The organism is Szabonella alba, from assembly GCF_016765775.1.
In the GTDB taxonomy this organism is placed as follows: Bacteria; Pseudomonadota; Alphaproteobacteria; order Rhodobacterales; family Rhodobacteraceae; genus Szabonella; species Szabonella alba.
Genome location: NZ_JAESVN010000006.1, coordinates 115,826 through 138,637 on the forward strand (window position 1 = coordinate 115,826; position 22,812 = coordinate 138,637).

Consider the following 22,812-nt stretch of genomic DNA (forward strand, 5'->3'; position numbering starts at 1 on the left):
CCCCGTTGCGGGGCGGGCCGGTGCAACCCTGTGGCCGGGGCCGCCGATTTCAGACCCGGAGAAGCCGCGCTGCGGCAAGGGGAGTTCGCATCAGATGACCAATGGACACGTCAACCCGGATCATACACTGGAACAACACGGTCTCCGGGACCTCGGACAGGTCTATTACAACCTCGTCGAACCCGCCCTGATGGAGGCCGCCATCGCACGCGGTGAGGGGCGGCTGGGTCTGGGCGGCGCCTTTCTGGTTTCGACCGGGCAATTCACCGGGCGTTCACCGAAAGACAAATTCGTTGTCCGCACGCCCTCGGTCGAAGACAGCATCTGGTGGGAAAACAACAGCCCCATGACGGTCGCAGGCTTCGATACGCTGCGGGCAGACATGGTCAACCACATGAAGGGGCGCGATTATTTCGTGCAGGATCTTTATGCCGGGGCCGATCCGGCGCATCGTCTGGATGTGCGGGTCGTGACCGAACTGGCCTGGCATGGCCTGTTCATCCGGCATCTGCTGCGCCGTCCCGACCGCGCCGATCTGGCGACCTTCACCCCGGACTGGACGATCATCAACTGCCCCTCCTTCAAGGCCGATCCCGCGCGCCATGGCTGCCGCACGGAAACCGTGATCGCGCTGAATTTCGACGCGAAGGAAATCCTGATTGCCAATACCGCCTATGCGGGTGAGAACAAGAAATCGGTCTTCACCCTGCTGAACTACCTGCTGCCCGAAAAAGGCGTGATGCCGATGCATTGCTCGGCCAATCACGCGGCGGGCGATCCGTCGGAAACGGCGGTGTTCTTCGGCCTGTCGGGCACCGGCAAGACCACGCTTTCGGCCGATCCCGCGCGCATCCTGATCGGCGATGACGAACATGGCTGGTCCGACAAGGGCAGCTTCAACTTTGAAGGCGGCTGCTACGCCAAGACGATCAACCTCAACCCCGAGGCGGAACCGGAAATCTATGCCACCACGCATCGTTTCGGCACGGTCGTGGAAAACATGGTCCATGATCCCGACACGCTGGTGCTGGATTTCGACGATGACAGCCTGACCGCGAACACCCGCTGCGCCTATCCGCTTGAGGCGATCTCGAATGCCTCGGCCACGGGTCTGGGCGGGCATCCGAAGAATATCATCATGCTGACCTGTGATGCGTTCGGCGTGCTGCCCCCCATCGCGCGACTGACGCCTGCGCAGGCGATGTATCACTTCCTGTCCGGCTTCACCTCCAAGGTTGCGGGAACCGAGCGCGGCGTGACCGAACCGCAGCCGACCTTTTCCACCTGTTTCGGTGCGCCCTTCATGCCGCGCCGGCCCGAGGTTTACGGCAAGCTGTTGCAGGAAAAGATCGCACGCCATGGTGCGACCTGCTGGCTGGTCAATACCGGCTGGACCGGGGGCGCCTATGGCACCGGGCGGCGCATGCCGATCAAGGCGACCCGCGCCCTGCTGACGGCGGCACTGGATGGCAGCCTGTCGGATGCGGCCTTCCGCCGTGACCCGAATTTCGGCTTTGAGGTTCCCGTCGATGTGCCGGGCGTGGATGCAGCATTGCTGGACCCGCGCGCGACATGGGCCGACGCATCCGCCTATGACGCGCAGGCCGCCCGTCTGGTGCAGATGTTTGCCGATAATTTCGGGCAATATGTGCCCCATATCGACGCCGATGTGAAAGCCGCCGCTATCGGTTGATCGGGCGGCTGAACGGGTTCTCAGGGGCGCCAGTCACGGGCGCCCCATCCGTTCAGAACCCCAGCGCGCGGCGCATCAGGTTCAGACCCGTCAGCACCAGCAAGACCTGCGTCCACCAGCGGAACCGGGCCTGATCCATCCGGTCCTGCACCCGGTATCCCAGCATCAGCCCCGCCATGCCGGGCAGGATCAGGGCCGCCGAGAACGGCACGGTCTGCGCGTTCATCACCCCGGTCTGCAGATGCGCCAGAAACAGCACCACCGCCCCGATCAGGAAAATGACCCCGCTGACGCGGATGCTTTCCACCTTTTCCGCTCCGACCGACAGCAGATAGACCAGCACGGGCGGCCCCCAGACCCCGGAAATCCCGCCATAAAGCCCGCCGATAATGCCCAGCCCCCATTCCGCCAGCCTGCGGTTGCGCAGGGGCAACGCAAGGCTGCGCCCGCTGAGTTGCAGCAGCGCATAGGCCGTCACCGGCACCCCCAGCAGCAGCAGGAAAAGATCCTGCGGGATCGCGCGCACGAACTGCGCCGAGATGATGATGAAGACCACTGTCGCGGTAATCATGCGCCAGTATTTGCGCGCCGACTCCAGCGCCGCCGCGACGCCCTGCCGGAACGCCTGCGAGATATTGGTGACCAGCGTCGGCAGGATCAACCCCGCCAGCGCGATCTCGGGCGGCAGGAAGGCCGAAAAGGCGGAAATCATGATCAACGGCATGGCAAATCCCACCGTGCCCTTCACGAAACCCGAAAAGAAGGTGACCGCAACCGCGCCCCAGAAGGCAAGCGCGGGCAGGCCCGCCATGATGCTGTCCATATCTCTGCCCCTTCTGGCTTTTCCACCGTTCTAGCGGCTTCGCAAAGCGGCTGCATCAGCGATTCGCCCGCGACACTTTCAATCCCTCAGACGCGCCATATTGAAATCTTGTTGCGCTGCGCGCGCAAAGATCCTATCCCCTTCGCAGATGCAGAAACGGAGCCTGACCATGCCGCATGACGGACAGCCCCCCCGCCCCGCCAAGACCGCGCAGCTTGACGGTCTGACCGCCCTGACCGCCGCCGCCCTGCCCGAGATCGAGGCGCTGTTCGCCGCAGGACGCGAGGCATTGCGCGCGCTCGTCACCGTCGATGGCAAGGTTTCCACCCCGGCGATGGAGGTGCATCAGTTCGCGGCCCATACGCTCAGCTGGCTTGCGACCTATACCGAGGCGCTGCGCCAGTTGCAGGGCTGGGCCGACCGGCTGCAATCGGCGGGCAGCTTCGGCGAGATGGAGACGCTGATCCTGCAGATCGGCTTTGGCGAATATCTGGCACAGATCGCGGGCGGTATCCCGATGAGTCAGGGAGAGATTGCCCGCCTGTCGGATCTGAGCCTTGACTGGCAGCCGGGCCCCGAGGCCACGCGCCTGATCGCCTGCGGCAATTCCCCCGCCGCGCGGATGCGGCTGCTCGCCCTGATGCGCGACAATGCAGGCCGCGCGACCTTTGGCGCCACCGGTCTGGATGAGGAACTGGAGATGATCCGCGACCAGTTCCGCCGCTTCGCCGATAGCGAAATCACCCCTCATGCCCATGGCTGGCATCTGAAAGATGAATTGATCCCGATGGAGATCATCGACAAGCTGGCCGAAATGGGGGTTTTCGGCCTGACCATCCCGGAAAATCTGGGGGGTTTCGGCCTGTCCAAGGCCTCTATGGTCGTCGTCTCGGAAGAACTGTCGCGCGGCTATATCGGTGTGGGCAGTCTGGGCACCCGGTCCGAGATCGCGGCCGAGCTGATCCTCTGCGGTGGCACGGATGAGCAGAAATCGCATTGGCTGCCGAAACTGGCCAGCGGGGAAATCCTGCCGACAGCGGTGTTCACCGAACCCGATACCGGGTCCGATCTGGGGTCCTTGCGCAGCCGCGCGCGGCGCGACGGCGACGACTGGACCATCACCGGCAACAAGACATGGATCACCCATGCCGCGCGCACCCATGTGATGACGGTTCTGGCCCGTTCCGTCGAGGGAACCAGCGATTACCGGGGCTTGTCGATGTTTCTGGCCGAAAAGACGCCGGGAACCGAGGCCGAACCCTTTGTCGATCCGGGCCTGTCGGGCGGTGAGATCGAGGTGCTGGGCTATCGCGGCATGAAGGAATACACCGTCAACTTCGACGGCTTCCGCGTAAAGGGCGAGAACCTTCTCGGCGGGGTTGAGGGGCAGGGCTTCAAGCAATTGATGCAGACCTTTGAATCGGCCCGCATCCAGACCGCCGCCCGCGCCATCGGCGTTGCCCAGAACGCGTTGGAGGTCGGATTGCATTACGCAGAGGACCGCAAGCAGTTCGGCAAGGCGCTGGTGGAATTTCCCCGCGTCGCGGGCAAACTGGCCATGATGGCGGTCGAGGTGATGATCGCCCGGCAACTGACCTATTACAGCGCCTGGCAGAAAGACCATGACAAGCGCTGCGACCTCGAGGCGGGCATGGCGAAACTGCTGGGCGCGCGGGTCGCCTGGGCGGCCGCCGACAATGCGCTGCAAATCCATGGCGGAAACGGCTTTGCGCTGGAATATCAGATCAGCCGTATCCTGTGTGATGCGCGGATCCTCAATATTTTCGAAGGCGCTGCCGAAATTCAGGCGCAGGTCATCGCGCGCCGCCTGCTGGACTGAACTGATCTGCGGGGCCGTCTGTCTGGTCGGTCCCGTCAGAGCCTCGTCACGGTGCGCTGACCGGGCCTAGGGGGAACCGGGGCAAAACTCAGCCCAAGGCCCCCTCGGCCGTCCCGGCCTGCCGCGCCAATGCCGCGACCAGCCTTGTCCGCGCCTCGGGCAGGCTACGCCCGTTCAGAACCGGCTGCCAGCCGCGATCCAGAAAATGCCCGGTGATCGCCAGCCCCTGCATCACCTCGGCCCGATCCGCAGGGCCCTGCCCCAGCATCGCCACAGGCAGCGGAAGCAGCCTTGGCGCCCAGTCCCCGGCCCCGGCCCGACTGACCGCGCGACCACTGCGCGGGCTGACATAGGCCAGATCGTCGCGCGCCCCCGTCACCGCACAGCGCGAAAGATCCAGCCCGAATCCGGTTTCCTCCAGCAACAGCAACTCCCATCGCAGATAGGCCAGCGGCCAATCCGCCGCCCCCGCCTCCATCGCGGCCAGCAGGCCAAGGGTCGGTTGCCACAGGCCGGGTGCGGGCGCGCGCTCGGGCAGGGCAAGGCGCAGCATCGCGCAGACCGCCCCCAGCCCCAGAAGGGCCAGCCGGTCCTCCATCAGGCCCGCGCGCGATTGCAGCGGTTCAACCGTGAAGGCGCCCAGATGATCGTCCAGCCGCGCCCGCCAGACCACGGCAAGCTGCGTGCCCGGCTGCAGGGTCGCGGCCATCTTGCGCGAACCGCCGCCCCGCACCACCCCGGCATGACGGCCATGGCCCAGCGTGAAGATCTCGACAATCGCCGAGGCCTCGCCATGCGGGCGCAGGGCAATCAGCAGTCCTTCGTCACGCCATTCCATCCCGGCACTATCCCGCCCGGCCGTGGTCTTGCCAAGGGGATTGCGCATTTGCCTCCCCTTGCCAATCGCGGCCGGCCGCTTCACCTCCCCGTCAAACGGCGCCGCGCCCCCTTGCCAATCGCGGCCCCGCGCGGCACATCCCCGGGATGAATGCCCGCAACCGCGCCCTTTCCGCCGTGATCTGCGCCATCGCCTCTGCGGCGCTCATGGCGCAATTCTTGGTCGTGCAGGGTCGCGCGCCGGGGCTGGGGCCGACGCTCTGGGGGCTGGCGGGCTATTTCACCATTCTGACCAACAGCCTTGTGGCGCTGGCCTTTGGCGCGCAAGCTCTGGGCCGCCGCCTTTCCGCGCGAGAGGCCGCCACCCTGACCATCTCCATCGTGATGGTCGGGCTGGTCTATCACCTGCTGCTTTACCGGCCGCTGGTGCCGTGGTCGCTGCGGTGGTGGGCTGATCTGGGCCTGCACCGGATCATGCCGCTGCTGACCGCTTTCTGGTGGTGGCGCCACGCGCCCCGGACGCTCGTGCTGCGCGATCTGCCCTACTGCCTGATCTGGCCGCTGGCCTATTGCGGCTATGCGCTGCTGCGCGGGGCGTTCAGCGGCTTTTATCCCTATCCCTTCCTGCATGTCGCGCGGCTGGGATGGGAGACGGTCGCGGTCAATATCGGCGGGCTTGCGCTTGCCTTTACCGGGCTTGCGGCGGTGCTGTGGCTGATCGGGCGGCTCAGTCGCTGAGCCCCTCCTCCTCCAGCAGGGTGCGGCCCGCGCGATCCTCCACCTCGATCACCCAGAGATCGGGGTCATAGCCCCGCTGCCGGGTGATTGCGGCATCCACCGCCGCCTCCGCGCCCTCGGCCAGCACGACCCAGACCCGTGCACCGCTCATCAGGTCGAAAGACCGCTGATAGGCCCGCGCCTGCCCGTCCAGCGTGGCCAATTTCACCAGAACAGCGCCTGCGGTGGCATCACCGCGTGCCACGACAAAGGCCGGAATATCGGCCAGCCGCAGCCGCGCCAGATAGGCCCGAACCCAGAAATCCGCCGTCAGCCGGGGCGTCATCGCTGCCCTTTCATCTTGGCAAAAATACCTCCGCCGGAGGCATCCGGACCCTGCAAAGCGCCGATCCGGCGCAGATCAGGTCCCGTCTCAGTTCCCGTCCTTGAAATCCAGCCCCATCTCGGAATAGCGCTCGGGCTCATCCTGCCAGTTCTCGCGCAGCTTGACCTGCAGGAACAGATGCACCGGACGGCCCAGAAACTCCATCAGATCGACCCGCGCCGCCTGCCCCACGGCCTTGATCGTCTCACCCTTGTTGCCCAGCACGATGCCCTTGTGACCATCGCGTGAGACATAGACGATCTGGTCGATCCGGGTCGAGCCGTCAGGGCGGTCTTCCCATTTCTCGGTCTCGACGGTCAGCTGATAGGGTAGTTCCTCATGCAGGCGCAGGGTCAGTTTTTCGCGCGTGACCTCTGCCGCGATCATGCGCATCGGCAGATCGGCGATCTGATCCTCGGGATAGAACCACGGCCCGTCAGGCACTTCATCCGCCAGCCAGCGGCGCAGCTTGTCCACCCCGTATCCGCGTTCGGCGGAAATCATGAAGGTCTCGGCAAAGGGAAAGGCCGCGTTCAGCTTTTCGGTCAGCGCCAGCAGAACCTCGGCCTTCACCCGGTCGATCTTGTTGATCGCCAGCGCCACCTTGCGGCCCTGCGGAATGCGGTCGGCCAGCGTGTCGATGATGGCCTGCACCCCTTCGGTCAGGCCGCGATGCGCCTCGATCAGCAGCACGATCACATCGGCGTCCCCTGCCCCGCTCCAGGCTGCGGCGACCATTGCCCGGTCCAGCCTGCGGCGCGGACGGAACAGGCCCGGTGTGTCGACAAAGACGATCTGCGCCTGCCCCTCCATCGCGATGCCCCGGATGCGCGCCCGCGTCGTCTGCACCTTATGCGTGACGATGGATACCTTGGCCCCCACCATCCGGTTCAGCAGCGTTGATTTTCCCGCATTGGGTTCGCCGATCAGGGCCACGAAACCCGCCCGCGTGCCTGTTGCCTCGGTCATGTCCGTTTCTCCATCCGCGCCAGAAGGGCGCGCGCGGCGGCCTGTTCGGCGGCCCGTTTCGTTCCGGCTTCGGCCCGCTCGGCCTCGCCGTTTTCCAGTCGCGCCTCGACGGTGAAGACCGGCTGGTGATCCGGGCCTGAACGGCCTAGCTCGTCATAAACCGGGGGCGGCATTGCGCGCGCCTGCGCCCATTCCTGCAGCGCGGTCTTGGGGTCGCGCGCATCGGTTTCCACCAGCGCTATCCGCCGCCCCCAAAGCCGCAGCACCAGATCGCGCGCCGCCTCGAACCCCGCATCCAGATAGACGGCGGCAATCACCGCCTCCATCGCGTCGCCCAGCAGCGCCTCCTTGCGCCGCCCGCCCGACATCATTTCCGACCGGCCCAGTTTCAGCACCTCGCCCAGCCCGATTTCCCGCGCGACATCGGCACAGGTCTCCTTGCGCACAAGGGCGTTGAACCGCGGCGCCAACCGCCCTTCTGACGCTTTCAGGTCCGCCGCCAGCAACGCCTCGGCCATGACCAGACCCAGCACACGGTCGCCCAGAAATTCCAGCCGCTGATTGTCACCCCGCGTCGGCGAGGAGATCGAACTGTGCGTGACCGCGCGTGTCAGAAGGTCAGGCGTGGAAAACCCATGGCCAAGCCGCGCCGCAAAGGCGGCCAGATCGGCCGAGAGCTTCACTCCACCGCCTTGAAGAAACGGTCGGAACGCCATGTCCAGAAATAGAGCATGGACCGCCCCGCCGAAGAGAACATGATCCGGTCCGCGCGCCCGATCAGATGGTCGGCGGGCACGAAGCCCACGCCCCCCACCGATTGCGCATAGCGGCTGTCCTGACTGTTGTCGCGATTGTCACCGACAAAGAAGTATTGCCCCTGCGGCACGGTGAAGACATCGGTATTGTCGCCGAACCCGTTGCTGTCGATGTTCAGCACCGAATAGCTGCGCCCGCCCGGCAGGGTTTCGGTGAATCGTTCCTTCTGGCACAGCCCGCCCTGACCGACCGGCGCATTCTGGCAGCGCGGCAAACCGCCCATTGGTCCCTGCGGTTCATTCACTTCCTGAAAGATCCCGTTGGGGGCCTGCGGCAGTTCCTCACCATTGATCCAGATGCGGCCTTCACGCAGTTGCACCGTATCGCCGGGCAGGCCGATCAGGCGCTTGATGAAATCCGACCCGTTGACCGGGTGACGGAAGACCGCGACATCGCCGCGTTCGGGTTCGGAAAAGAACAGCCGCCCCTCGAAGGGACAGGCCGAAAACGGGCAGGAAAAGCGCGAATAACCATAGGCCATCTTGTTGACGAACAGGAAATCACCGATCAGCAGCGTATCCTTCATCGACCCCGAGGGGATCCAGAACGGCTGAAAGAACAGGGTCCGGAACACCCCGGCAATCAGCAGCGCATAGACGATGGTCTTGATCGTCTCGACAATGCCGCCTTCGGATTTTGCCTTGCTGGCCATGTGGTTTCGCGCCCTGTTTGTGCTGTGCCGCGCTTCTTGCGCTTGTGAGGGTCAGAGTCAAGCCGGGGGCTGTTTCGGGTCGGTCTCGATCATACGGGCCTCGATCACCACAAAGGCCTGCGCCCAGGGGTGATCGTCGGTCAGCGTCACATGCACCAACGCCTCATGCCCCGGCGGGGTCATTGCAGCCAGACGTTCGGCGGCCCAGCCGGTCAGATGCATGACGGGCTGGCCCGTGGCAAGGTTCGACACCGCCATGTCGCGCCACGAAATCCCCATGCGCAAACCCGTTCCCAACGCCTTGGAACAGGCCTCCTTGGCAGCCCATCGCTTGGCATAGGTGCCCGCCTCATCCTTGCGCGACGCGGCCTTGCGCTGCTCGCGTTCGGTAAAGACACGGTTGCGGAACCGGTCGCCAAAACGCTCCAGCGTGGCGGCGATCCGCTCGATATTCGCCAGATCCGTGCCAATGCCAAGGATCACCGTGGCCCGTCCCCGTTCCGCCCATCCTGCCGCTGACCGCGCATCCCGCTCAGGCCAGCCGCGCGCGGGCCGCATCCATGCGGCGGCGCATTTCCTCGATGGCCGGGCCAAGGCCCCGGAACACTGCCTCTCCCATCAGGAAATGGCCGATATTCAGTTCCACCACCTGTGGAAAGACCGCGACATGGGTGGCAGTTTCATAATCCAGCCCATGGCCCATATGCACCTCAAGACCCAGCGCATGGGCCTCTTCCGCGCCCCGGCGAAGCGCCTCCAGTTCGGTCGCCGCCTCGGCCTCGCGCCCTTCGGCCCGCAGATCGCAATAATGCCCGGTATGCAGTTCGACCACTGCAGCACCAATCCGCGCCGAGGCGGCGATCTGCGCCGTCTCATGCCCGATGAACATCGAGACCCGGCTGCCTGCCTCCCGCAGTGGCGCGATGAAGGCGGCAAGCCGTGCCTCGTCGCCCGCCACATCCAGCCCGCCCTCGGTCGTCCGTTCCTCGCGCTTTTCCGGCACGACGCAGATGGCATGGGGCTTGTGGCGCAGCGCAATGGCCTGCATTTCCGCCGTCGCAGCACATTCGAAATTCAGTGGCAGCGAAATCCCCGCCATCAGCGCCTCGATATCTCCGTCGCGGATATGGCGGCGATCTTCGCGCAGATGGGCGGTGATGCCGTCGGCCCCGGCCGCCTCGGCCAGCAATGCCGCGCGCAACGGGTCGGGCAGCGCCCCGCCGCGCGCATTGCGCAGCGTTGCCACATGGTCGATATTCACACCCAGTCTGAGCCGTCCGGCGGTTTGCATCGCGTCGTCCCTCGCATCATCCCTTGCGGCGCGCCGGACGATCCGCCCGCAGCGCCGCCTGCCGCCGCCAAGGTAGGAGCCGGACCGCGCCAAGGCCAGCGGAAAATCGCCGCATCCCACCCGCGCGGGCCACCGGAGAACCGCCCGTCAGGGTGCGCCCGGTGCATCATCCGCGCCCGGTGCCGGGGTCGTGGATTTCGCTTCGATCGCGGCAAGGCGTTTCTCAAGCCGTTCGCGCAGCTTCTTCTTGCGCCGGTTCTGATAGGCGATGATGACCGGCAGGCTGATGTAAAAGCAGATCCCGCCCGCAACGATCCCGGGCAGGATGCCGCCCACCAGATAGGGATACCAGACCGAGCGGACAAAACGGAACAGCCGGTCCCAATGCGCCGGTTCCCCGCTGAAGGGCGAGGCCAGATTGTGCCAAAGTTCATTGCCAGCCTGTCCGAAGGCGGTGAAAATCTCCAGCGCGGGCATTTCACCGGGCCGGCCCAGAATCCAGTTGCCGAATTCCACGCCAAAGGCCGCGATGAAGGGAAAGGTGATCGGATTGCCGAAAAACGTCGCCATAAGCGAGGCAAGGATATTGCCGCGCATGATCCATGCCAGCCCCGCAGCGCCCAGAAAGTGAAATCCGAACAACGGGGTGAAGGAGATGAAGACCCCGGCAAAGATACCGCGCGCGATGCGGTGGGGCGCATCGGGCAGACGCCGCAACCGGTGGTTCACATAGGACGCCGCCCGGGCCCAGCCCCCACGAGGCCAGAGGCTTTCGAGGATGACCCGCCCCCAGCTACGCTTGTCCCGACGCTTGAAAACCATCTTCGCCCGTTCCGGCCTTTCAGGGCTTGCGCTTCAGATCGCGCCGCCGGGCGACCTCGGCCACATCCGTCTCGGCCTCAAGCGCGGTCATCACCATATGCAGATGCTCTACATCCCGCAGATCAACGTCAACCAGCAAACGATAGAAGTCGGGCTTGCGGTCGATGAACTGCAGGTCCGAGATATTGGCCTTCTGCTCTCCGATCAAGGTGCAGACCCGCCCCAGCACGCCCGCATCGTTGGAAATCGTCAGATCAAGGCCCACGGTATTGACTGGCGCATGGCGCCCCGAATGCCAGTTGAGATCAACCCAACGTTCGGGCTGCTCCTCCAGTTCCTCCAATGCGGGGCAGTCGATGGCATGCACCACGACGCCCTTGCCGCGATAGGTGATGCCAACGATCCGTTCCCCCGGCAGGGGCTGACAGCAAGGCGCGCGCTCATAGGTCTGTTCAGGGCTCAGCCCGACCACGGGGCGTCGGGCATCCACCTCATCGCCCGACTGGCGTTCAAGTTCGGGATACAGCGTTTCCAGAACCTTGCGCGCATTCAGTTCGGCACTTCCCAGACGGGCCAGCAGATCCTGTTCATCGGCAAGGCCCAGTATCTTGGCCGCCGTGCGCAGCGCCTTGTCCGTCGCCTTGCGCCCGACATGGTCAAAGGCCGCCCGGGCCAGTTCCTGCCCCAGCCGGATGAAGCGGCTGCGATCCTCTTCGCGCAAGCTGCGGCGGATCGCGGCCTTGGCCCGGCCTGTGGTGACAATGTCGATCCAGCTTGCCTGCGGACGCTGGCCCTCAGCGGTGATGATCTCGACCGACTGCCCGTTCTTGAGCCGTGTCCAGAGCGGCACGCGGATCCCGTCCACCTTGGCCGAAACGCAGGCATTGCCGATGCGGGTATGGATGGCATAGGCGTAATCCAAAGGCGTGGCACCGCGCGGCAACTGGATCACATCGCCCTTGGGCGTGAAGCAGAAAACCTGATCGGTATACATTTCCAGCTTCACGTTTTCCATGAAGTCGTCGTGATCGGCCTCATCCAGCCGTTCCGAGAGGCTCGCCACCCATTTCGCCGGATCGACGGCAAAGGGGTTCTGGGCGCGCACGCCCTCACGATAGGACCAGTGGGCTGCCACGCCCGCCTCGGCGACCTCATGCATCTGGCGGGTGCGGATCTGCACCTCCACCCGTTTGCCGTCGCGGCCCGAAACCGTGGTGTGGATGGACCGGTAGCCGTTCATCTTGGGCTGGCTGATATAATCCTTGAACCGCCCCGGCACCGCGCGCCAGCGTTGATGGATCACCCCCAGCACACGATAGCAATCCGCCTCGGACCCGGTGATGATGCGAAAGCCGTAAATGTCGGACAGGCGCGAAAAGGCCAGATCCTTTTCCTGCATCTTGCGCCAGACGGAATAGGGCTTCTTGGCGCGACCGTAAACATCGGCCTCGATCCCGGCGCGGTCAAGTTCGGTGCGGATATCGGCGGTGATCTTGTAGACCACATCACCCGCCTCGCGTTGCAGCGTGATGAAACGGCGGATGATCGAGTTGCGGGCCTCGGGGTTCAGGACGCGGAAGGCCAGATCCTCCAGTTCCTCACGCATCCATTGCATGCCCATGCGACCGGCAAGGGGGGCGAAGATCTCCATCGTCTCGCGCGCCTTCTGGGCCTGCTTTTCCGGGCGCATCGACTTGATCGTGCGCATGTTGTGCAGACGGTCGGCCAGTTTGACAAGGATCACCCGCAAGTCCTTGGACATCGCCATGAACAGCTTGCGGAAATTTTCGGCCTGTTTCGACTGGGCCGAGGACAGTTGCAGATTGGTAAGTTTGGTCACCCCGTCGACAAGTTCGGCGATCTCATCCCCGAACAGGCGCGCAACTTCCGAATAGGTGGATTTCGTGTCTTCGATCGTGTCATGCAGCAGCGCCGTCACGATGGTCGCATCGTCCAGCCGCTGTTCGGTCAGGATTGCCGCGACCGCGACGGGATGCGTGAAATAAAGCTCTCCCGAATGACGGAACTGCCCGTCATGCATCTGCAATCCATAGGCATAGGCCTTGCGGATCAGATCGGCATTGCTGCGCGGATTGTAGTTATGGACGAGCGCGATCAGGTCTTCGACGTCGATCATGCCCGTCCGCTTTCACCCAGTCCGACGTCAGTTCGCGCCTTGCGCTTCCATCAGCGCGCGCAGAAGTTTTTCCTCGGACATGTCGTCACGGGCGGGGCGATCTGCCTCACCGCCCATCAACAGGGCCATCTGGTCCTCTTCCGGCTCATCCACCTCGATCTGGGTCTGGTGGCTTTCGATCATCCGCTCGCGCAGGGCATCGGCCGACTGGGTTTCCTCGGCGATCTCACGCAGGCTGACGACCGGATTCTTGTCATTGTCGCGCTCAATCGTCAGCGGCGAACCGGACTGGATTTCCCGGGCGCGATGGGCTGCGAGCATGACCAGCTCGAAGCGGTTCGGGACCTTGTCGACGCAATCTTCGACCGTAACGCGGGCCATGGGGAAACCTTTCTGCCTTGGGAAGCGAGGAAGCGTCTATGTAAGCCCATGCGCGAAGCTTGACAAGTCGCGAACCAGGACGAAACCGCGTCACAACCGCGCGATTTCCGAAGATTGCAGGGTCATCCGGCCCAATTGCCACGCCGATCGGCGCGGATCGGGGCGCATCGGGGAATCGCCCGACGCGTCCGCCGTCCGGTAACCGCGCCAAGAGTGGGGATCAGCCCTCCGGCGCCGTTGCCTGCGGCAAAGCCCCCTCCCCCCGAGGTCTTTCTGCCAGGATGAAAGGGCAAGGACCGCGGATCAGTCCAGCCGCCGAACCGCGTCACGGTCCCCTTGCGGCAGGGAATTGAGCATGTCGGTCGCGGTCAGGCCGGTCGCGGGGTGGCGCCAGTCGGGCGCGACATCGCAAAGCGGGACCAGAACAAAGGCGCGGTCGGCGATGCGGGGATGCGGCAGGATCAGGCGGTCGGGCGCTTTCTGCCGCTGCAACGCCGGATCCATCAGCCGCCAGCGGGATTCAGTCGCGACATCGGGCAGGATCCTGTCACCCATGGCCAGAAGGTCCAGATCCAGCGTCCGCCCCGCCCAGCGGCTGATGCGCAGCCGCGCATGACGCGCCTCGACCCGGTGGAGCCGATCCAGAATCTGCACCGGATCGGTTGCGGCATCGGATGTCAGGGGCGGATCAAACGCCGCCACTGCGTTGACATAATCGGGGCCAGCCCCGGCGGGAAAGCAGGGTGTTGCGTAAAACGGGCTGATCAGCCGCAGCCGCAGCCCCTCTGCCGCCAGATCCGTCAGCGCCGCGCGCAGGGTGGCGGCGGGTTGTCGCGCAGGTGTCACCGCGTCATTGGGCAGGTTCGCGCCGAAAGCGACAAGGATCGGCGCTGCAACAGATGTCATCTTTCTTACACTTTCGTATAGATGCGCTTGAATCGGGAACAAATGACCCGATACTTCGTTCATTCGTTGACGGATTGATAAAGGCCCGACACTCGGGGCCAGTTTACCCAGTTATACGGTCCGTCCGCGAATTGATTTGAGGGGACAAGAAATGTTTTACAAGGACGAAAGACTGGCGCTTTTCATTGATGGATCGAACCTCTATGCCGCCGCCAAGGCGCTGGGGTTCGACATCGACTACAAGCTCCTGCGACATGAGTTCATGCGCCGCGGAAAACTGCTGCGCGCGTTCTACTACACTGCGCTGCTGGAAAATGATGACTATTCGCCGATTCGGCCGCTGGTCGACTGGCTGCATTACAACGGCTATTCCATGGTGACCAAACCCGCCAAGGAATATACCGACAGTCAGGGCCGCCGGAAGGTCAAGGGCAATATGGATATCGAACTGACTGTCGATGCCATGGAGCTTGCGCCGCGCATGGATCATGCGGTGCTGTTTTCGGGCGATGGCGATTTCCGCCCGCTGGTGGAAAGCCTGCAGCGTCAGGGCGTGCGCGTTTCGGTGGTCTCGACCATCCGCAGCCAGCCGCCGATGATCGCGGATGAGTTGCGCCGTCAGGCCGACAATTTCATCGAGCTGGACGAGTTGCGCGAAGTCGTAGGCAGACCGCCGCGCGAGCCGCGCTTTGACCGGGCCGAAACCACGGAAACGGTCGAATCGAAGTGATCGTCTGATCTTGCGGAAAGGGACGCGCAGCCGCAGGGCCGCGCGTCCTTTTGCATTTTCCGGCGGACAGTCAGCGGGCCATGCGCGGCTGATCTTGACAGGATGGCGCAGATCGGCCAAAGAACCGCCGCAGTGGGGTCGTAGCTCAGTTGGGAGAGCGCGTCGTTCGCAATGACGAGGTCAGGAGTTCGATCCTCCTCGGCTCCACCATTTCCCTTGTTTCGCCCTCTTCGGGATGCAGGCGTGCAGCCCTCACCGGCGGCGTCAGGGATGAAAGAACACTTCTTCCATCGGCGCCCACCATTCCCCTTTCGCCACGCTGTCCAGTTGCCGCTGGCAGGGTCCGCACTGGGCCCACCACTCCTGCGTCACCGGATCGGCGGCCATGCGTGCGGCGTCCGCAGGCCAGTCCTGCCCGTGATATTCAAAATGGGAAAACAACAGGTTTTCCGGTTCGCGCAGATAGATCACGAAATTGCGGATGTTGCAGTCGCTGATCTTCTTCAGCACATCAGGCCATGCCGCCGCGTGCAGGCGCTTATACTCGGCAATCATTTCCGGCCTGACGCCGATCACGCCCCCCATCCGCTGCATCACGCGTCCTTTCGGATGTCGATGTTGAATTCCGCAATCCCCCGCGCGGCCAGCGCATCATGGTCCCAGGCGATGCCGATGCCGGGGGTTTCCGGCGCATGGGCCATGCCGTTTTCGATATGAAGGCCGGTCTCGGTGATCTCATCCAGTTGCGGGATATATTCCACATAGCGCCCGTTCTGCACGGCACAGACAAGGCTGACATGCAGTTCCATCAGGAAATGCGGGCAGACCGGCAGATTGAAGCATTCCGCCATATGCGCGACCTTCAGCCAGGGGGTGATCCCCCCGATCCGCCCGGCATCGACCTGAATGACCGAGGCCGCCCCCTGCGCGATATATTCCGCGAAATGCCGGACGGAATAGAGGCTTTCGCCAACGGCAATCGGCATGACCGCCGCGCGCGCCAGATCGACATGGCCCGCAATATCATCGGCGGCCAGCGGCTCCTCGATCCAGGCCAGATCGAAGGGGCGCAGCGCCTCGGCGCGCCTGCGCGCGGTGTCGCGGGCAAAGCCCTGATTGGCATCGGTCATGATTTCATAGGCTGGCCCCAGCGCATCCCGCATCGCGGCGATGCGCGCCACATCCTCGGCGGCTGTTGGCTTGCCGATCTTCACCTTGGACCCGGTAAAGCCCTTTTCGCGCGCCGCCAGCGCATCCTCGACCAGTGCCGGAATCGGGATATGCAGCCAGCCGCCCTCGGTCGTGTAGCAAGGGGCTGCGGGGCGCGCCCCCCCCGCCAGCCGCCACAGGGGCAGACCCGCCCGCTTGCATCGCAGATCCCACAGCGCGGTGTCGATGGCCGCCAGCGCGATGGAGGTGATCGCCCCGATCGTCGTGGCATGGGTGGCGAATTCCAGATCATGCCAGATCGCCTCAACCTCCTCGGCCTCACGCCCGATCAGGCGGGGGGCCAGGTGATCGGCCAGAAGCCGCATGACCGAGGATCCCCCCGTGCCGATCGTGTAGGAATATCCGATACCCACCGCGCCATCGCTGTCGGTGATGGTCACCATCGGGGTTTCCTGACTGACGAAACTCTGGATCGCATCCGTGCGTTTCACCTTGGGGGCAAGGTCAACCATGGACAGTTGCACGCGTTCGATTCTGGCCATTGTCCCCTCGATTCAATCAGGAAGATTGTAGAAGCTGCGCGCGTTCAGATGCCCGATCTGCGCGCGCTCATCCGCCGAAAGACCGGCCAGCAAGCGCTGCGTCAGGTCGATCCAGCCGGGCAGGCCCGGTCCCAGATCGACCACCGGCCAATCCCCGCCCCAGATCAGCCGGGACGGTCCGAACAGGTCCAGCGCGGCCCCGGCAATCGCGGCGGGCGGATCGGCAGGGCCCGCATCGGGCGGCACATAGGCGGTCATGCCGGAAAACTTCACCCAGACGTTCGGCAGGTCCGCCAGCCGGGCCATGCCCGCCCGCCAATCGTCAAAGCCGCCCGCGCGGAAATTGTTGGTGCCGAAATGATCCAGCACGAAGGCCACATCCGGGCAGGCGCGCACCAGATCGGCCGCGATATCCAACTGATGTGCCGACAGGCACAGATCCACCGGCCAGCCCGCCGCCCCGATGCGGCGGATATTGCGGCGATAGGTTTCGGCGCGTGACATGTCATCGGGCATGGTCTGCATCAGCCGCCGGAAACCCACCACATGCAGGTCGCGGCATTCGTCAAGCCACGCCTCGAAACCCTCATCGCTTTCCGGGCGGCAGGCGGCGATCTGACCCAGCATCGGCAGATCGCCGGTGTCTGCAGCATCCTTGCCCATCATCCCCGCGACCAGCCGCGCCTCGCGTTTGTAATCGGCCTCATCCACGCCGGTTTCCATGAACAGCGTCGCGATGACCCCGCGCCCGGCGACAAGGGCGTTGTAATCGTCGCGGGTGAAATCCCCCGCCAGCGCGTCGATGCCTTCGGTCCAGCCATAGCCCAGATGATTGCGCAGGATCAGGTGTTGATGCGTGTCGATAAGCTCCATCGCGGGGCTCCTTCTGTCTGGTTCTCGGTCAGCCGCGCCTCAGGGCTTCAGCGCAAATTCATCCATCGCGGGCCAGACCGCATCGGGCACGCTCCGATCAAAGAGGTCGATATTGCGCTGCAGGCTGGACGGTTTTGCCGTTCCGATCAGGACCGAGGCGACCAGCGGATCGCGCAGCGGGAAATGCAGCGCCGCCGTGGCAAGGTCGGTGCCCTGATCCGCCGCGACCTGCTCCATCGCGGCCACGCGGTCCATGATCTCCGGCGGGGCCTCGGCATAGTTGAAGGTCGCGCCGGGACGGGCGCCGGTGGCAAGGATGCCCGAGTTGAACACGCCCCCCACGACAAAGGCCGTGCCCCGTTCGCGGCATAGATCCGTCAGCCGCCCCGTCGCCGTCCGGTCCAGCAGCGAATAGCGCCCCGCCATCAGGATGCAGTCCAACTCAACCCGCTCCATCACGTTCACGCAGGCCGCAACCTCATTCACCCCCAGCCCGAAGGCGCCGATCTTTCCCGCCGCCTTCAATTCACGCAGGGCATGAATGCCACTTGTCGCGAAGGTTTCCAGATGCCGGGCATAGTCGCCGCCAGTGAAACTGCCACTTTCCAGATCATGCACATACAGAATATCCACCGAGGGCAGGCCCAGCCGGGCAAGGCTGTCCTCCCACGCCCGCAGGATTCCGTCATGGCTGTAATCGTAGTTGATCGAGAAAGGCAGCGCATCGACATAGCCGTTATCGGGCTGGCTGCCATCGGTTATGGGCTTCAGAATGCGCCCGACCTTGGTCGAGATCACATAGTCCCCACGCGGCTTGCCTTGCAGGAAATCCCCGATGCGGCGCTCCGACAGGCCCTGCCCATAGAAGGGCGCGGTGTCGAAATAGCGCATCCCCGCCTGCCATGCGAGATCCAGCGTTGCCATCGCATCCTGCCGCGCCACGGGGCGATACAGATTGCCGATCCCGGCCGCGCCAAAGGAAAATTCGGTCAGGTGAAGATCGGTGCGGCCCAGTCGTCTGCGGTTCATCTTGGCGTCCTTGAGTGTTCATTCCGGGGCTTGTTCGTTCCGGGGCGGGGTTGCCCTGTCCCGGCCTGTCCTCTGTCGAAGTCATGGGGAAATCCCGGCCGGGACCTCAAAGGGCAGGCGGGCGCGTTCCTCTTCGGTCATCCGGCCGAAGATCACGAAAACCATGTCCAGATGCGACGCCAGCGCGGTTTCCGAGGCCGCCGGATCGCCCGCATCCAGCGCGTCGATGATCGCGCGATGTTCGCGCAGCACATCGGCCAGACGGCTGCGATGCGCCCAATAGCGGTGAAAGCGCATCAGCGGGATTTTCGCCGCCCGGATCGCGGCCCAGACACCTTCGCGGCCCGAATATCCCGCCAGCGTGCGGTGAAAGCGGTCATCCTCCTCCAGAAACCCCTCGGGGTCATCCGCCGCGACCAGCCGTTCCTGCCCGGCGATCTGGCTGCGCATCTCGGCGCTCATCCCAGGGGTCCAGCGCGTCAGGGTCTCGCGCAGCAATGCCACCTCCAGTGACCGGCGCACGAACTGACAATCCTGCAGTGCCTCCAGCCGAAGGGGGGCGACGAAACTGCCGCGCTGTGGCGAAACATCGACCAGTCCTTCCTCGGCCAGCCGCTGGATCGCGGCGCGGACCGGGGTGCGGGAAACCGAGAACTGCTTGCAGATCGAGTTTTCACTGATGAGTTCATCGGGCTTCAGCCGGACCTCGACGATGGCCTTGCGCAGCACGGCATGGACCTGATCGCAGACCGAGGAATGGCGGTCCAGTGTCAGCATCAGCCCGGCCAGACCCGGTAGCGCCGAAGGGGGCTGATGCCCGGGGCTGCCGGTCTGCGGCGCCGTCTCTGCCATGTCCCCTCCCCCCCGCGATAAAATCCGGCGATGAACTCTGACGGTGAAATCCGTCTTGCTGCTTGGATACAAGACTACTAGTGTTCCAGTTGTGAATGCAAGCCGGTGATTCAGGCCCTGTCGCAGGGCGGGGGCAGCCGGTCGGACGGAACGGGAGGTTCCGGCCGGGGGGCATTTCCTGTGGAGGAGGAAAACATGACAACGATATTCAGGACGATGGGTCTTGCCGCGCTGATGGGCGGCGCGGCCGCGACTGCGGCACTGGCCGCCGATGACAGCAAACTGGCGCTGGTGCCGGGCGGCCCGCATCCCTATTTCGCGGCATGGGAACCGGCAGGCGCCGATGCGGCGCAGGAATTCGGGCTGGCGGGCTCGGACTACAAGGTGCCGCAACGCTGGGAACTTGCGCAGCAGAACCAGCTTCTCGAAAGCCTGCTGAGCCAGGGCTATAACGGTTTCATGATCTTCCCGGGCGATCCCGTGGGTGCCGTGGCCACGGCCGAGGAACTGGCCGAATTCGGTGCCCCGGTGATCGCGGGCGGCGGCTGCTACAAGGACCCCTCGCCTGCGGCCTTCTGCCTTGGCACGGATACCGGCAACTCGGCCTATCTGGGCACCAAGGAACTGCTGGCCGCGATGGGGGATGGTGAAAAGCGCATTGCCCATTTCACCGGTTTCCTTGTCGATCCGAACACGCAACTGCGCATTGACGCCGTGAACCGCGCCGCCGAAGAGGCGGGCGCGACCGTCGTGCAGGTGATCGCCGATATCGACGCGCCCGAACCTGCCGAAGAAAAGATCAACGCCTATCTGGCCGCCCATGCGGGCGATGTCGACGGTATCGTGACCACCGCATGGGTGCCCGCCGTGGTTGCCGCCAATGCGCTGCGCCGCATGGGCGATACCGGCATCCACATGGTAGGGATCGACCATGACGAGGTGGTGCTGGCCGCCATCAAGGAGGGCATCATCGACGGCACGATGATCCAGAACCCTTACGGTCAGGGCTATATCGGGTCTTTCGCACTGGCCCGGATGCGGTCGGGCTGCACGGTGAAAGAGGACGCGCCTTTCGGGTCCAACGCACTGACCGACAAGTTCATCGATTCCGGCACCGCCTATGTCGATGCCAGCAATGTCGACGGCTATCTGGACACGATGCGCGAGGAAACCGCGCGCATCCTTGCCGATTTTGAGGCAACCTATCTGTCCTGCCCCTGATCGCGTGACACGGTGCTGCCGGCCCTGACCGGGGCCGGTCTGACCTGCCCGCCGGCATTGCGCCCGGCGGGCAGGGCGCTGCCCCGTCACGGCACAAGTCCCCCCACCCGGAAAGTCCCGAATGTCCGTTGCCCCTGTTCCCTCCGCGTTGCCCGAAAGCTCTTCCGACGGGTTTGCCCGCCTGTCGCGCACCCGGTTCCTTTTGTCCAACGAATTCGGCCTGATCCTGCTGATCGCGGCTTTCGCGTTGTTGTTCGCGGTCTATACCAGCGGGTTTCTGTCGGTCTTCAACCTGTTCTCACTGGGGCGCAACGCGGCCGTCAACATCATGATCGGCCTTGCGATGATGACCGTGATCGTGACCGGCGGGCTTAACCTCGCGGTCGGCGCGATCGGCGTCTGCGCGGCCATGGGCTGTGGCTGGCTTTTGCAGATTCTGGGTCTGCCCTGGCCTGTTGCCATTCTCGGGGGGCTTGCCCTCGGGGCCGGGCTGGGGGCGGTCAATGGCTGGATGGTGGTGCGCACCGGGCTGCACAGTTTCATTATCACCCTTGCCACGATGAGCATCTTTTTCGGCGTCATGATCTTCCTGACCCGGGCCGAGGCGTTCCGCGACTTCCCCGAGGCGATGACCGCCTTTGGCAAGATGCGGCTGCTGACCTATCTTTCACCACTTCTGCTGCTGACCTTCGCGGTCGCGCTGGCGCTGGCATGGCTTTACCGTTTCACCGTCACCGGGCGGGAGATGCTGGCCGCAGGGGCCAATCCGGCCGCGGCAGAACTGTCGGGCATCCGCGTCGGGCGGGCGATCATCCTGTGCCATATGCTGTCGGGGCTGCTGGCCGGGATTGCCGCGATGATGCTGGTCACGCGCAACGGGGCGGCGATTCCGTCCATGGCGGGGCAACTGGGGCAGGACTGGCTGCTGCCGGCCTTTCTGGGGCCCGTTCTGGGCGGCACCCTGCTGCAGGGCGGCAAGGTTTCGGTTCTGGGTACGGTGCTGGGGGCCTTTCTGGTCACCATGCTGTCCAGTGGTCTTCTGATGCTGCAGGTCGGCGCCTTCTGGGTGCAGACCTTTCTTGGCCTGATGCTGCTGGTCGCGGTGCTGCTGGACAAGGCGCGGCGCTCATGGCTTGCGCGCCGCAATCTGGCCTGAGGAGAATACCATGACCAACCTTGCCCGCCTTTCGCGCACCGACTGGTTCGGCCCTCTGCTGGCCACGATCCTTGCGGTGCTGTTGATCCAGAGCCTGAGCGCGAATTTCCTGTCGGCCTACAACATCCAGATCCTGCTGCTGGCCATTGCGGTCAATGCGCTGGTCGCCTATTCGCAGATGATCATCATCGCCATCGGCCAGATGAACCTGTCGGTCGGTGCCATCGGCGGGCTGGCCGCGATTTCCTTTGCCGGTGCGATGGAGGTCTGGGGCCTTCCTGCGCCGCTGGCCCTGACCTTTGCGCTGCTGATCGGTCTGGGTTGCGGCGCGCTGAACGGGGTGCTGATCCGCATCACCGGCATTTCCGCCTTCGTCATCACGCTGGCGACGCTGTCGATCTTCAAGGGCATCAATCTGGGCATCACCGAGGCGCAGCCCTTCTATGGCATCCCCGAAGGGGTCAAGCGGTTCGGCGGGGCGGTTCTGGTAGGGCCGGTGCCGTGGCTTCTGGTGCCGACATTGCTGGTCACGGCGATCCTGTGGTTCACGCTGCGGCGCCTGCCGGTGGGGCGGTTCATCCTTGCCGTGGGCAGCAATGACCATGCGGCTGGCCTTTCTGGCATATCGGTGGGCCGGACCGTGATCATCGCCCATGCGATTTCGGGCCTGCTGGCGGCGATTGCCGGGGTGCTGGTCGTTGCCCGGCTGCAGATCGGCCAGCCCTCCATCGGGGACGACTGGCTGATCCTGTCCTTTGCCGCCCCCGTCATTGGCGGCGCCATTCTTGCGGGCGGCCATGTCAGCACGACAGCCACCTTTCTGGGCGTCGTGATCGTTGCCATCATCACGCAGGCGCTGGTCCTGTTCTCGATCGACCCCTTCCTTGTGCAGGTCGTTCTGGGGGTGCTGATCCTTGCCGCGGTGGGGCTGAACAAACTGCGCGCGGGCGCCGCGACAGGAGGGCGCTAG

At 64.5% G+C, this 22,812-nt stretch carries 24 protein-coding genes and 1 tRNA gene; 8 read left to right on the forward strand and 17 right to left on the reverse strand.

All coding sequences use genetic code 11. The features are described from left to right. Window positions 1-94: 94 nt before the first annotated feature. Window positions 95-1,693 (forward strand): phosphoenolpyruvate carboxykinase, encoded by a 1,599-nt coding sequence (locus JL811_RS14450; RefSeq protein WP_202689412.1) that lies wholly within the window; start codon window positions 95-97, stop codon window positions 1,691-1,693. 52 nt (window positions 1,694-1,745) lie between these two features. Here JL811_RS14450 and JL811_RS14455 read toward each other — a convergent pair whose 3' ends face one another. Then, entirely contained in the window at window positions 1,746-2,516 is a 771-nt protein-coding gene (locus JL811_RS14455; RefSeq protein ID WP_202689413.1) for a sulfite exporter TauE/SafE family protein, read from the reverse strand. 169 nt (window positions 2,517-2,685) lie between these two features. Between JL811_RS14455 and JL811_RS14460 the strand changes: the two genes are divergently transcribed. After that, window positions 2,686-4,356, forward strand: coding sequence for an acyl-CoA dehydrogenase family protein (locus JL811_RS14460; protein WP_202689414.1), 1,671 nt, complete (start codon window positions 2,686-2,688; stop codon window positions 4,354-4,356). A gap of 88 nt (window positions 4,357-4,444) precedes the next feature. On the opposite strand, the gene recO is transcribed toward JL811_RS14460, so the two are convergent. Next, on the reverse strand, window positions 4,445-5,194 hold the full coding sequence (gene recO, locus JL811_RS14465) for a DNA repair protein RecO (protein ID WP_202689537.1): 750 nt from the start codon (window positions 5,192-5,194) through the stop codon (window positions 4,445-4,447). Between the two features lie 146 nt (window positions 5,195-5,340). Between recO and JL811_RS14470 the strand changes: the two genes are divergently transcribed. Beyond that, window positions 5,341-5,931 carry a Pr6Pr family membrane protein gene (locus tag JL811_RS14470; RefSeq protein ID WP_202689415.1) on the forward strand — a complete coding sequence of 197 codons (591 nt, stop codon included), beginning with the start codon at window positions 5,341-5,343 and terminating at the stop codon, window positions 5,929-5,931. On the opposite strand, the gene JL811_RS14475 is transcribed toward JL811_RS14470, so the two are convergent. The 10 genes from JL811_RS14475 to folK form a co-directional block, all read right to left on the reverse strand. Further along, a complete protein-coding gene (locus JL811_RS14475) occupies window positions 5,921-6,256 on the reverse strand; it encodes a DUF1491 family protein (RefSeq protein ID WP_202689416.1) in 336 nt (111 codons plus the stop codon). The two genes, JL811_RS14470 and JL811_RS14475, sit on opposite strands and share 11 nt — an antisense overlap. An 87-nt stretch (window positions 6,257-6,343) precedes the next feature. After that, complete coding sequence (era, locus tag JL811_RS14480; protein ID WP_202689417.1) at window positions 6,344-7,264, reverse strand: GTPase Era; 921 nt, start codon at window positions 7,262-7,264, stop codon at window positions 6,344-6,346. After that, a complete protein-coding gene (rnc, locus tag JL811_RS14485; protein WP_202689418.1) occupies window positions 7,261-7,947 on the reverse strand; it encodes a ribonuclease III in 687 nt (228 codons plus the stop codon). The genes era and rnc overlap by 4 nt, the downstream gene beginning before the upstream one ends. Continuing rightward, window positions 7,944-8,732, reverse strand: coding sequence for a signal peptidase I (lepB, locus tag JL811_RS14490; RefSeq protein ID WP_202689419.1), 789 nt, complete (start codon window positions 8,730-8,732; stop codon window positions 7,944-7,946). Before lepB ends, rnc begins: the two co-directional genes overlap by 4 nt. Window positions 8,733-8,789: 57 nt before the next feature. Continuing rightward, window positions 8,790-9,215, reverse strand: a complete 426-nt coding sequence (acpS, locus tag JL811_RS14495; protein ID WP_202689538.1) for a holo-ACP synthase — start codon at window positions 9,213-9,215, stop codon at window positions 8,790-8,792. A 49-nt stretch (window positions 9,216-9,264) separates the two neighbouring features. After that, entirely contained in the window at window positions 9,265-10,023 is a 759-nt protein-coding gene (locus JL811_RS14500) for a pyridoxine 5'-phosphate synthase (RefSeq protein ID WP_202689420.1), read from the reverse strand. Window positions 10,024-10,170: 147 nt separating this feature from the next. After that, complete coding sequence (locus JL811_RS14505; RefSeq protein ID WP_202689421.1) at window positions 10,171-10,845, reverse strand: DUF2062 domain-containing protein; 675 nt, start codon at window positions 10,843-10,845, stop codon at window positions 10,171-10,173. Between the two features lie 19 nt (window positions 10,846-10,864). Beyond that, on the reverse strand, window positions 10,865-12,982 hold the full coding sequence (locus JL811_RS14510) for a RelA/SpoT family protein (RefSeq protein ID WP_202689422.1): 2,118 nt from the start codon (window positions 12,980-12,982) through the stop codon (window positions 10,865-10,867). A 27-nt stretch (window positions 12,983-13,009) separates the two neighbouring features. After that, window positions 13,010-13,363, reverse strand: coding sequence for a DNA-directed RNA polymerase subunit omega (gene rpoZ, locus JL811_RS14515; protein ID WP_202689423.1), 354 nt, complete (start codon window positions 13,361-13,363; stop codon window positions 13,010-13,012). A gap of 303 nt (window positions 13,364-13,666) precedes the next feature. Next, window positions 13,667-14,269, reverse strand: a complete 603-nt coding sequence (gene folK, locus JL811_RS14520; protein ID WP_202689424.1) for a 2-amino-4-hydroxy-6-hydroxymethyldihydropteridine diphosphokinase — start codon at window positions 14,267-14,269, stop codon at window positions 13,667-13,669. Between the two features lie 151 nt (window positions 14,270-14,420). Here folK and JL811_RS14525 point away from each other — a divergent pair, with 151 nt between their 5' ends. Together JL811_RS14525 and JL811_RS14530 are read left to right on the forward strand one after the other, a co-directional pair. Continuing rightward, window positions 14,421-14,999, forward strand: a complete 579-nt coding sequence (locus JL811_RS14525) for a LabA-like NYN domain-containing protein (RefSeq protein WP_202689425.1) — start codon at window positions 14,421-14,423, stop codon at window positions 14,997-14,999. Between the two features lie 134 nt (window positions 15,000-15,133). Next, window positions 15,134-15,209, forward strand: a tRNA-Ala gene (locus tag JL811_RS14530). Window positions 15,210-15,263: 54 nt separating this feature from the next. On the opposite strand, the gene JL811_RS14535 is transcribed toward JL811_RS14530, so the two are convergent. The 5 genes from JL811_RS14535 to JL811_RS14555 form a co-directional block, all read right to left on the reverse strand. Continuing rightward, on the reverse strand, window positions 15,264-15,593 hold the full coding sequence (locus JL811_RS14535) for an L-rhamnose mutarotase (RefSeq protein WP_202689426.1): 330 nt from the start codon (window positions 15,591-15,593) through the stop codon (window positions 15,264-15,266). Continuing rightward, the gene (locus JL811_RS14540) at window positions 15,593-16,711 is read right to left on the reverse strand and encodes a mandelate racemase/muconate lactonizing enzyme family protein (protein ID WP_202689427.1); all 1,119 of its coding nucleotides are present in this window, start codon (window positions 16,709-16,711) and stop codon (window positions 15,593-15,595) included. Before JL811_RS14540 ends, JL811_RS14535 begins: the two co-directional genes overlap by 1 nt. A 12-nt stretch (window positions 16,712-16,723) precedes the next feature. Then, window positions 16,724-17,584: an amidohydrolase family protein gene (locus tag JL811_RS14545; protein ID WP_202689428.1), complete on the reverse strand. Its 861-nt coding sequence runs from the start codon at window positions 17,582-17,584 to the stop codon at window positions 16,724-16,726. A gap of 39 nt (window positions 17,585-17,623) precedes the next feature. Next, window positions 17,624-18,613, reverse strand: coding sequence for an aldo/keto reductase (locus JL811_RS14550; protein WP_202689429.1), 990 nt, complete (start codon window positions 18,611-18,613; stop codon window positions 17,624-17,626). Between the two features lie 81 nt (window positions 18,614-18,694). Beyond that, window positions 18,695-19,465 carry a GntR family transcriptional regulator gene (locus JL811_RS14555; RefSeq protein WP_202689430.1) on the reverse strand — a complete coding sequence of 257 codons (771 nt, stop codon included), beginning with the start codon at window positions 19,463-19,465 and terminating at the stop codon, window positions 18,695-18,697. Between the two features lie 195 nt (window positions 19,466-19,660). Here JL811_RS14555 and JL811_RS14560 point away from each other — a divergent pair, with 195 nt between their 5' ends. From JL811_RS14560 to JL811_RS14570, 3 genes are all read left to right on the forward strand, one after another. Beyond that, window positions 19,661-20,686, forward strand: a complete 1,026-nt coding sequence (locus JL811_RS14560; protein ID WP_202689431.1) for a sugar ABC transporter substrate-binding protein — start codon at window positions 19,661-19,663, stop codon at window positions 20,684-20,686. Between the two features lie 121 nt (window positions 20,687-20,807). Continuing rightward, the gene (locus JL811_RS14565) at window positions 20,808-21,842 is read left to right on the forward strand and encodes an ABC transporter permease (protein WP_202689432.1); all 1,035 of its coding nucleotides are present in this window, start codon (window positions 20,808-20,810) and stop codon (window positions 21,840-21,842) included. A gap of 10 nt (window positions 21,843-21,852) precedes the next feature. Continuing rightward, window positions 21,853-22,812, forward strand: coding sequence for an ABC transporter permease (locus JL811_RS14570; protein WP_202689433.1), 960 nt, complete (start codon window positions 21,853-21,855; stop codon window positions 22,810-22,812).

Excerpts from the sequence above, each read along its gene's own strand:
- JL811_RS14450 (WP_202689412.1), top strand. The coding sequence starts at position 95 with ATGACCAATGGACACGTCAACCCGGATCATACACTGGAACAACACGGT.
- JL811_RS14455 (WP_202689413.1), bottom strand. The coding sequence starts at position 2,516 with ATGGACAGCATCATGGCGGGCCTGCCCGCGCTTGCCTTCTGGGGCGCG.
- JL811_RS14460 (WP_202689414.1), top strand. The coding sequence starts at position 2,686 with ATGCCGCATGACGGACAGCCCCCCCGCCCCGCCAAGACCGCGCAGCTT.
- recO (WP_202689537.1), bottom strand. The coding sequence starts at position 5,194 with ATGGAATGGCGTGACGAAGGACTGCTGATTGCCCTGCGCCCGCATGGC.
- JL811_RS14470 (WP_202689415.1), top strand. The coding sequence starts at position 5,341 with ATGAATGCCCGCAACCGCGCCCTTTCCGCCGTGATCTGCGCCATCGCC.
- JL811_RS14475 (WP_202689416.1), bottom strand. The coding sequence starts at position 6,256 with ATGACGCCCCGGCTGACGGCGGATTTCTGGGTTCGGGCCTATCTGGCG.
- era (WP_202689417.1), bottom strand. The coding sequence starts at position 7,264 with ATGACCGAGGCAACAGGCACGCGGGCGGGTTTCGTGGCCCTGATCGGC.
- lepB (WP_202689419.1), bottom strand. The coding sequence starts at position 8,732 with ATGGCCAGCAAGGCAAAATCCGAAGGCGGCATTGTCGAGACGATCAAG.
- JL811_RS14500 (WP_202689420.1), bottom strand. The coding sequence starts at position 10,023 with ATGCAAACCGCCGGACGGCTCAGACTGGGTGTGAATATCGACCATGTG.
- JL811_RS14505 (WP_202689421.1), bottom strand. The coding sequence starts at position 10,845 with ATGGTTTTCAAGCGTCGGGACAAGCGTAGCTGGGGGCGGGTCATCCTC.
- JL811_RS14510 (WP_202689422.1), bottom strand. The coding sequence starts at position 12,982 with ATGATCGACGTCGAAGACCTGATCGCGCTCGTCCATAACTACAATCCG.
- rpoZ (WP_202689423.1), bottom strand. The coding sequence starts at position 13,363 with ATGGCCCGCGTTACGGTCGAAGATTGCGTCGACAAGGTCCCGAACCGC.
- folK (WP_202689424.1), bottom strand. The coding sequence starts at position 14,269 with ATGACATCTGTTGCAGCGCCGATCCTTGTCGCTTTCGGCGCGAACCTG.
- JL811_RS14525 (WP_202689425.1), top strand. The coding sequence starts at position 14,421 with ATGTTTTACAAGGACGAAAGACTGGCGCTTTTCATTGATGGATCGAAC.
- JL811_RS14535 (WP_202689426.1), bottom strand. The coding sequence starts at position 15,593 with ATGCAGCGGATGGGGGGCGTGATCGGCGTCAGGCCGGAAATGATTGCC.
- JL811_RS14540 (WP_202689427.1), bottom strand. The coding sequence starts at position 16,711 with ATGGCCAGAATCGAACGCGTGCAACTGTCCATGGTTGACCTTGCCCCC.
- JL811_RS14545 (WP_202689428.1), bottom strand. The coding sequence starts at position 17,584 with ATGGAGCTTATCGACACGCATCAACACCTGATCCTGCGCAATCATCTG.
- JL811_RS14550 (WP_202689429.1), bottom strand. The coding sequence starts at position 18,613 with ATGAACCGCAGACGACTGGGCCGCACCGATCTTCACCTGACCGAATTT.
- JL811_RS14555 (WP_202689430.1), bottom strand. The coding sequence starts at position 19,465 with ATGGCAGAGACGGCGCCGCAGACCGGCAGCCCCGGGCATCAGCCCCCT.
- JL811_RS14560 (WP_202689431.1), top strand. The coding sequence starts at position 19,661 with ATGACAACGATATTCAGGACGATGGGTCTTGCCGCGCTGATGGGCGGC.
- JL811_RS14565 (WP_202689432.1), top strand. The coding sequence starts at position 20,808 with ATGTCCGTTGCCCCTGTTCCCTCCGCGTTGCCCGAAAGCTCTTCCGAC.
- JL811_RS14570 (WP_202689433.1), top strand. The coding sequence starts at position 21,853 with ATGACCAACCTTGCCCGCCTTTCGCGCACCGACTGGTTCGGCCCTCTG.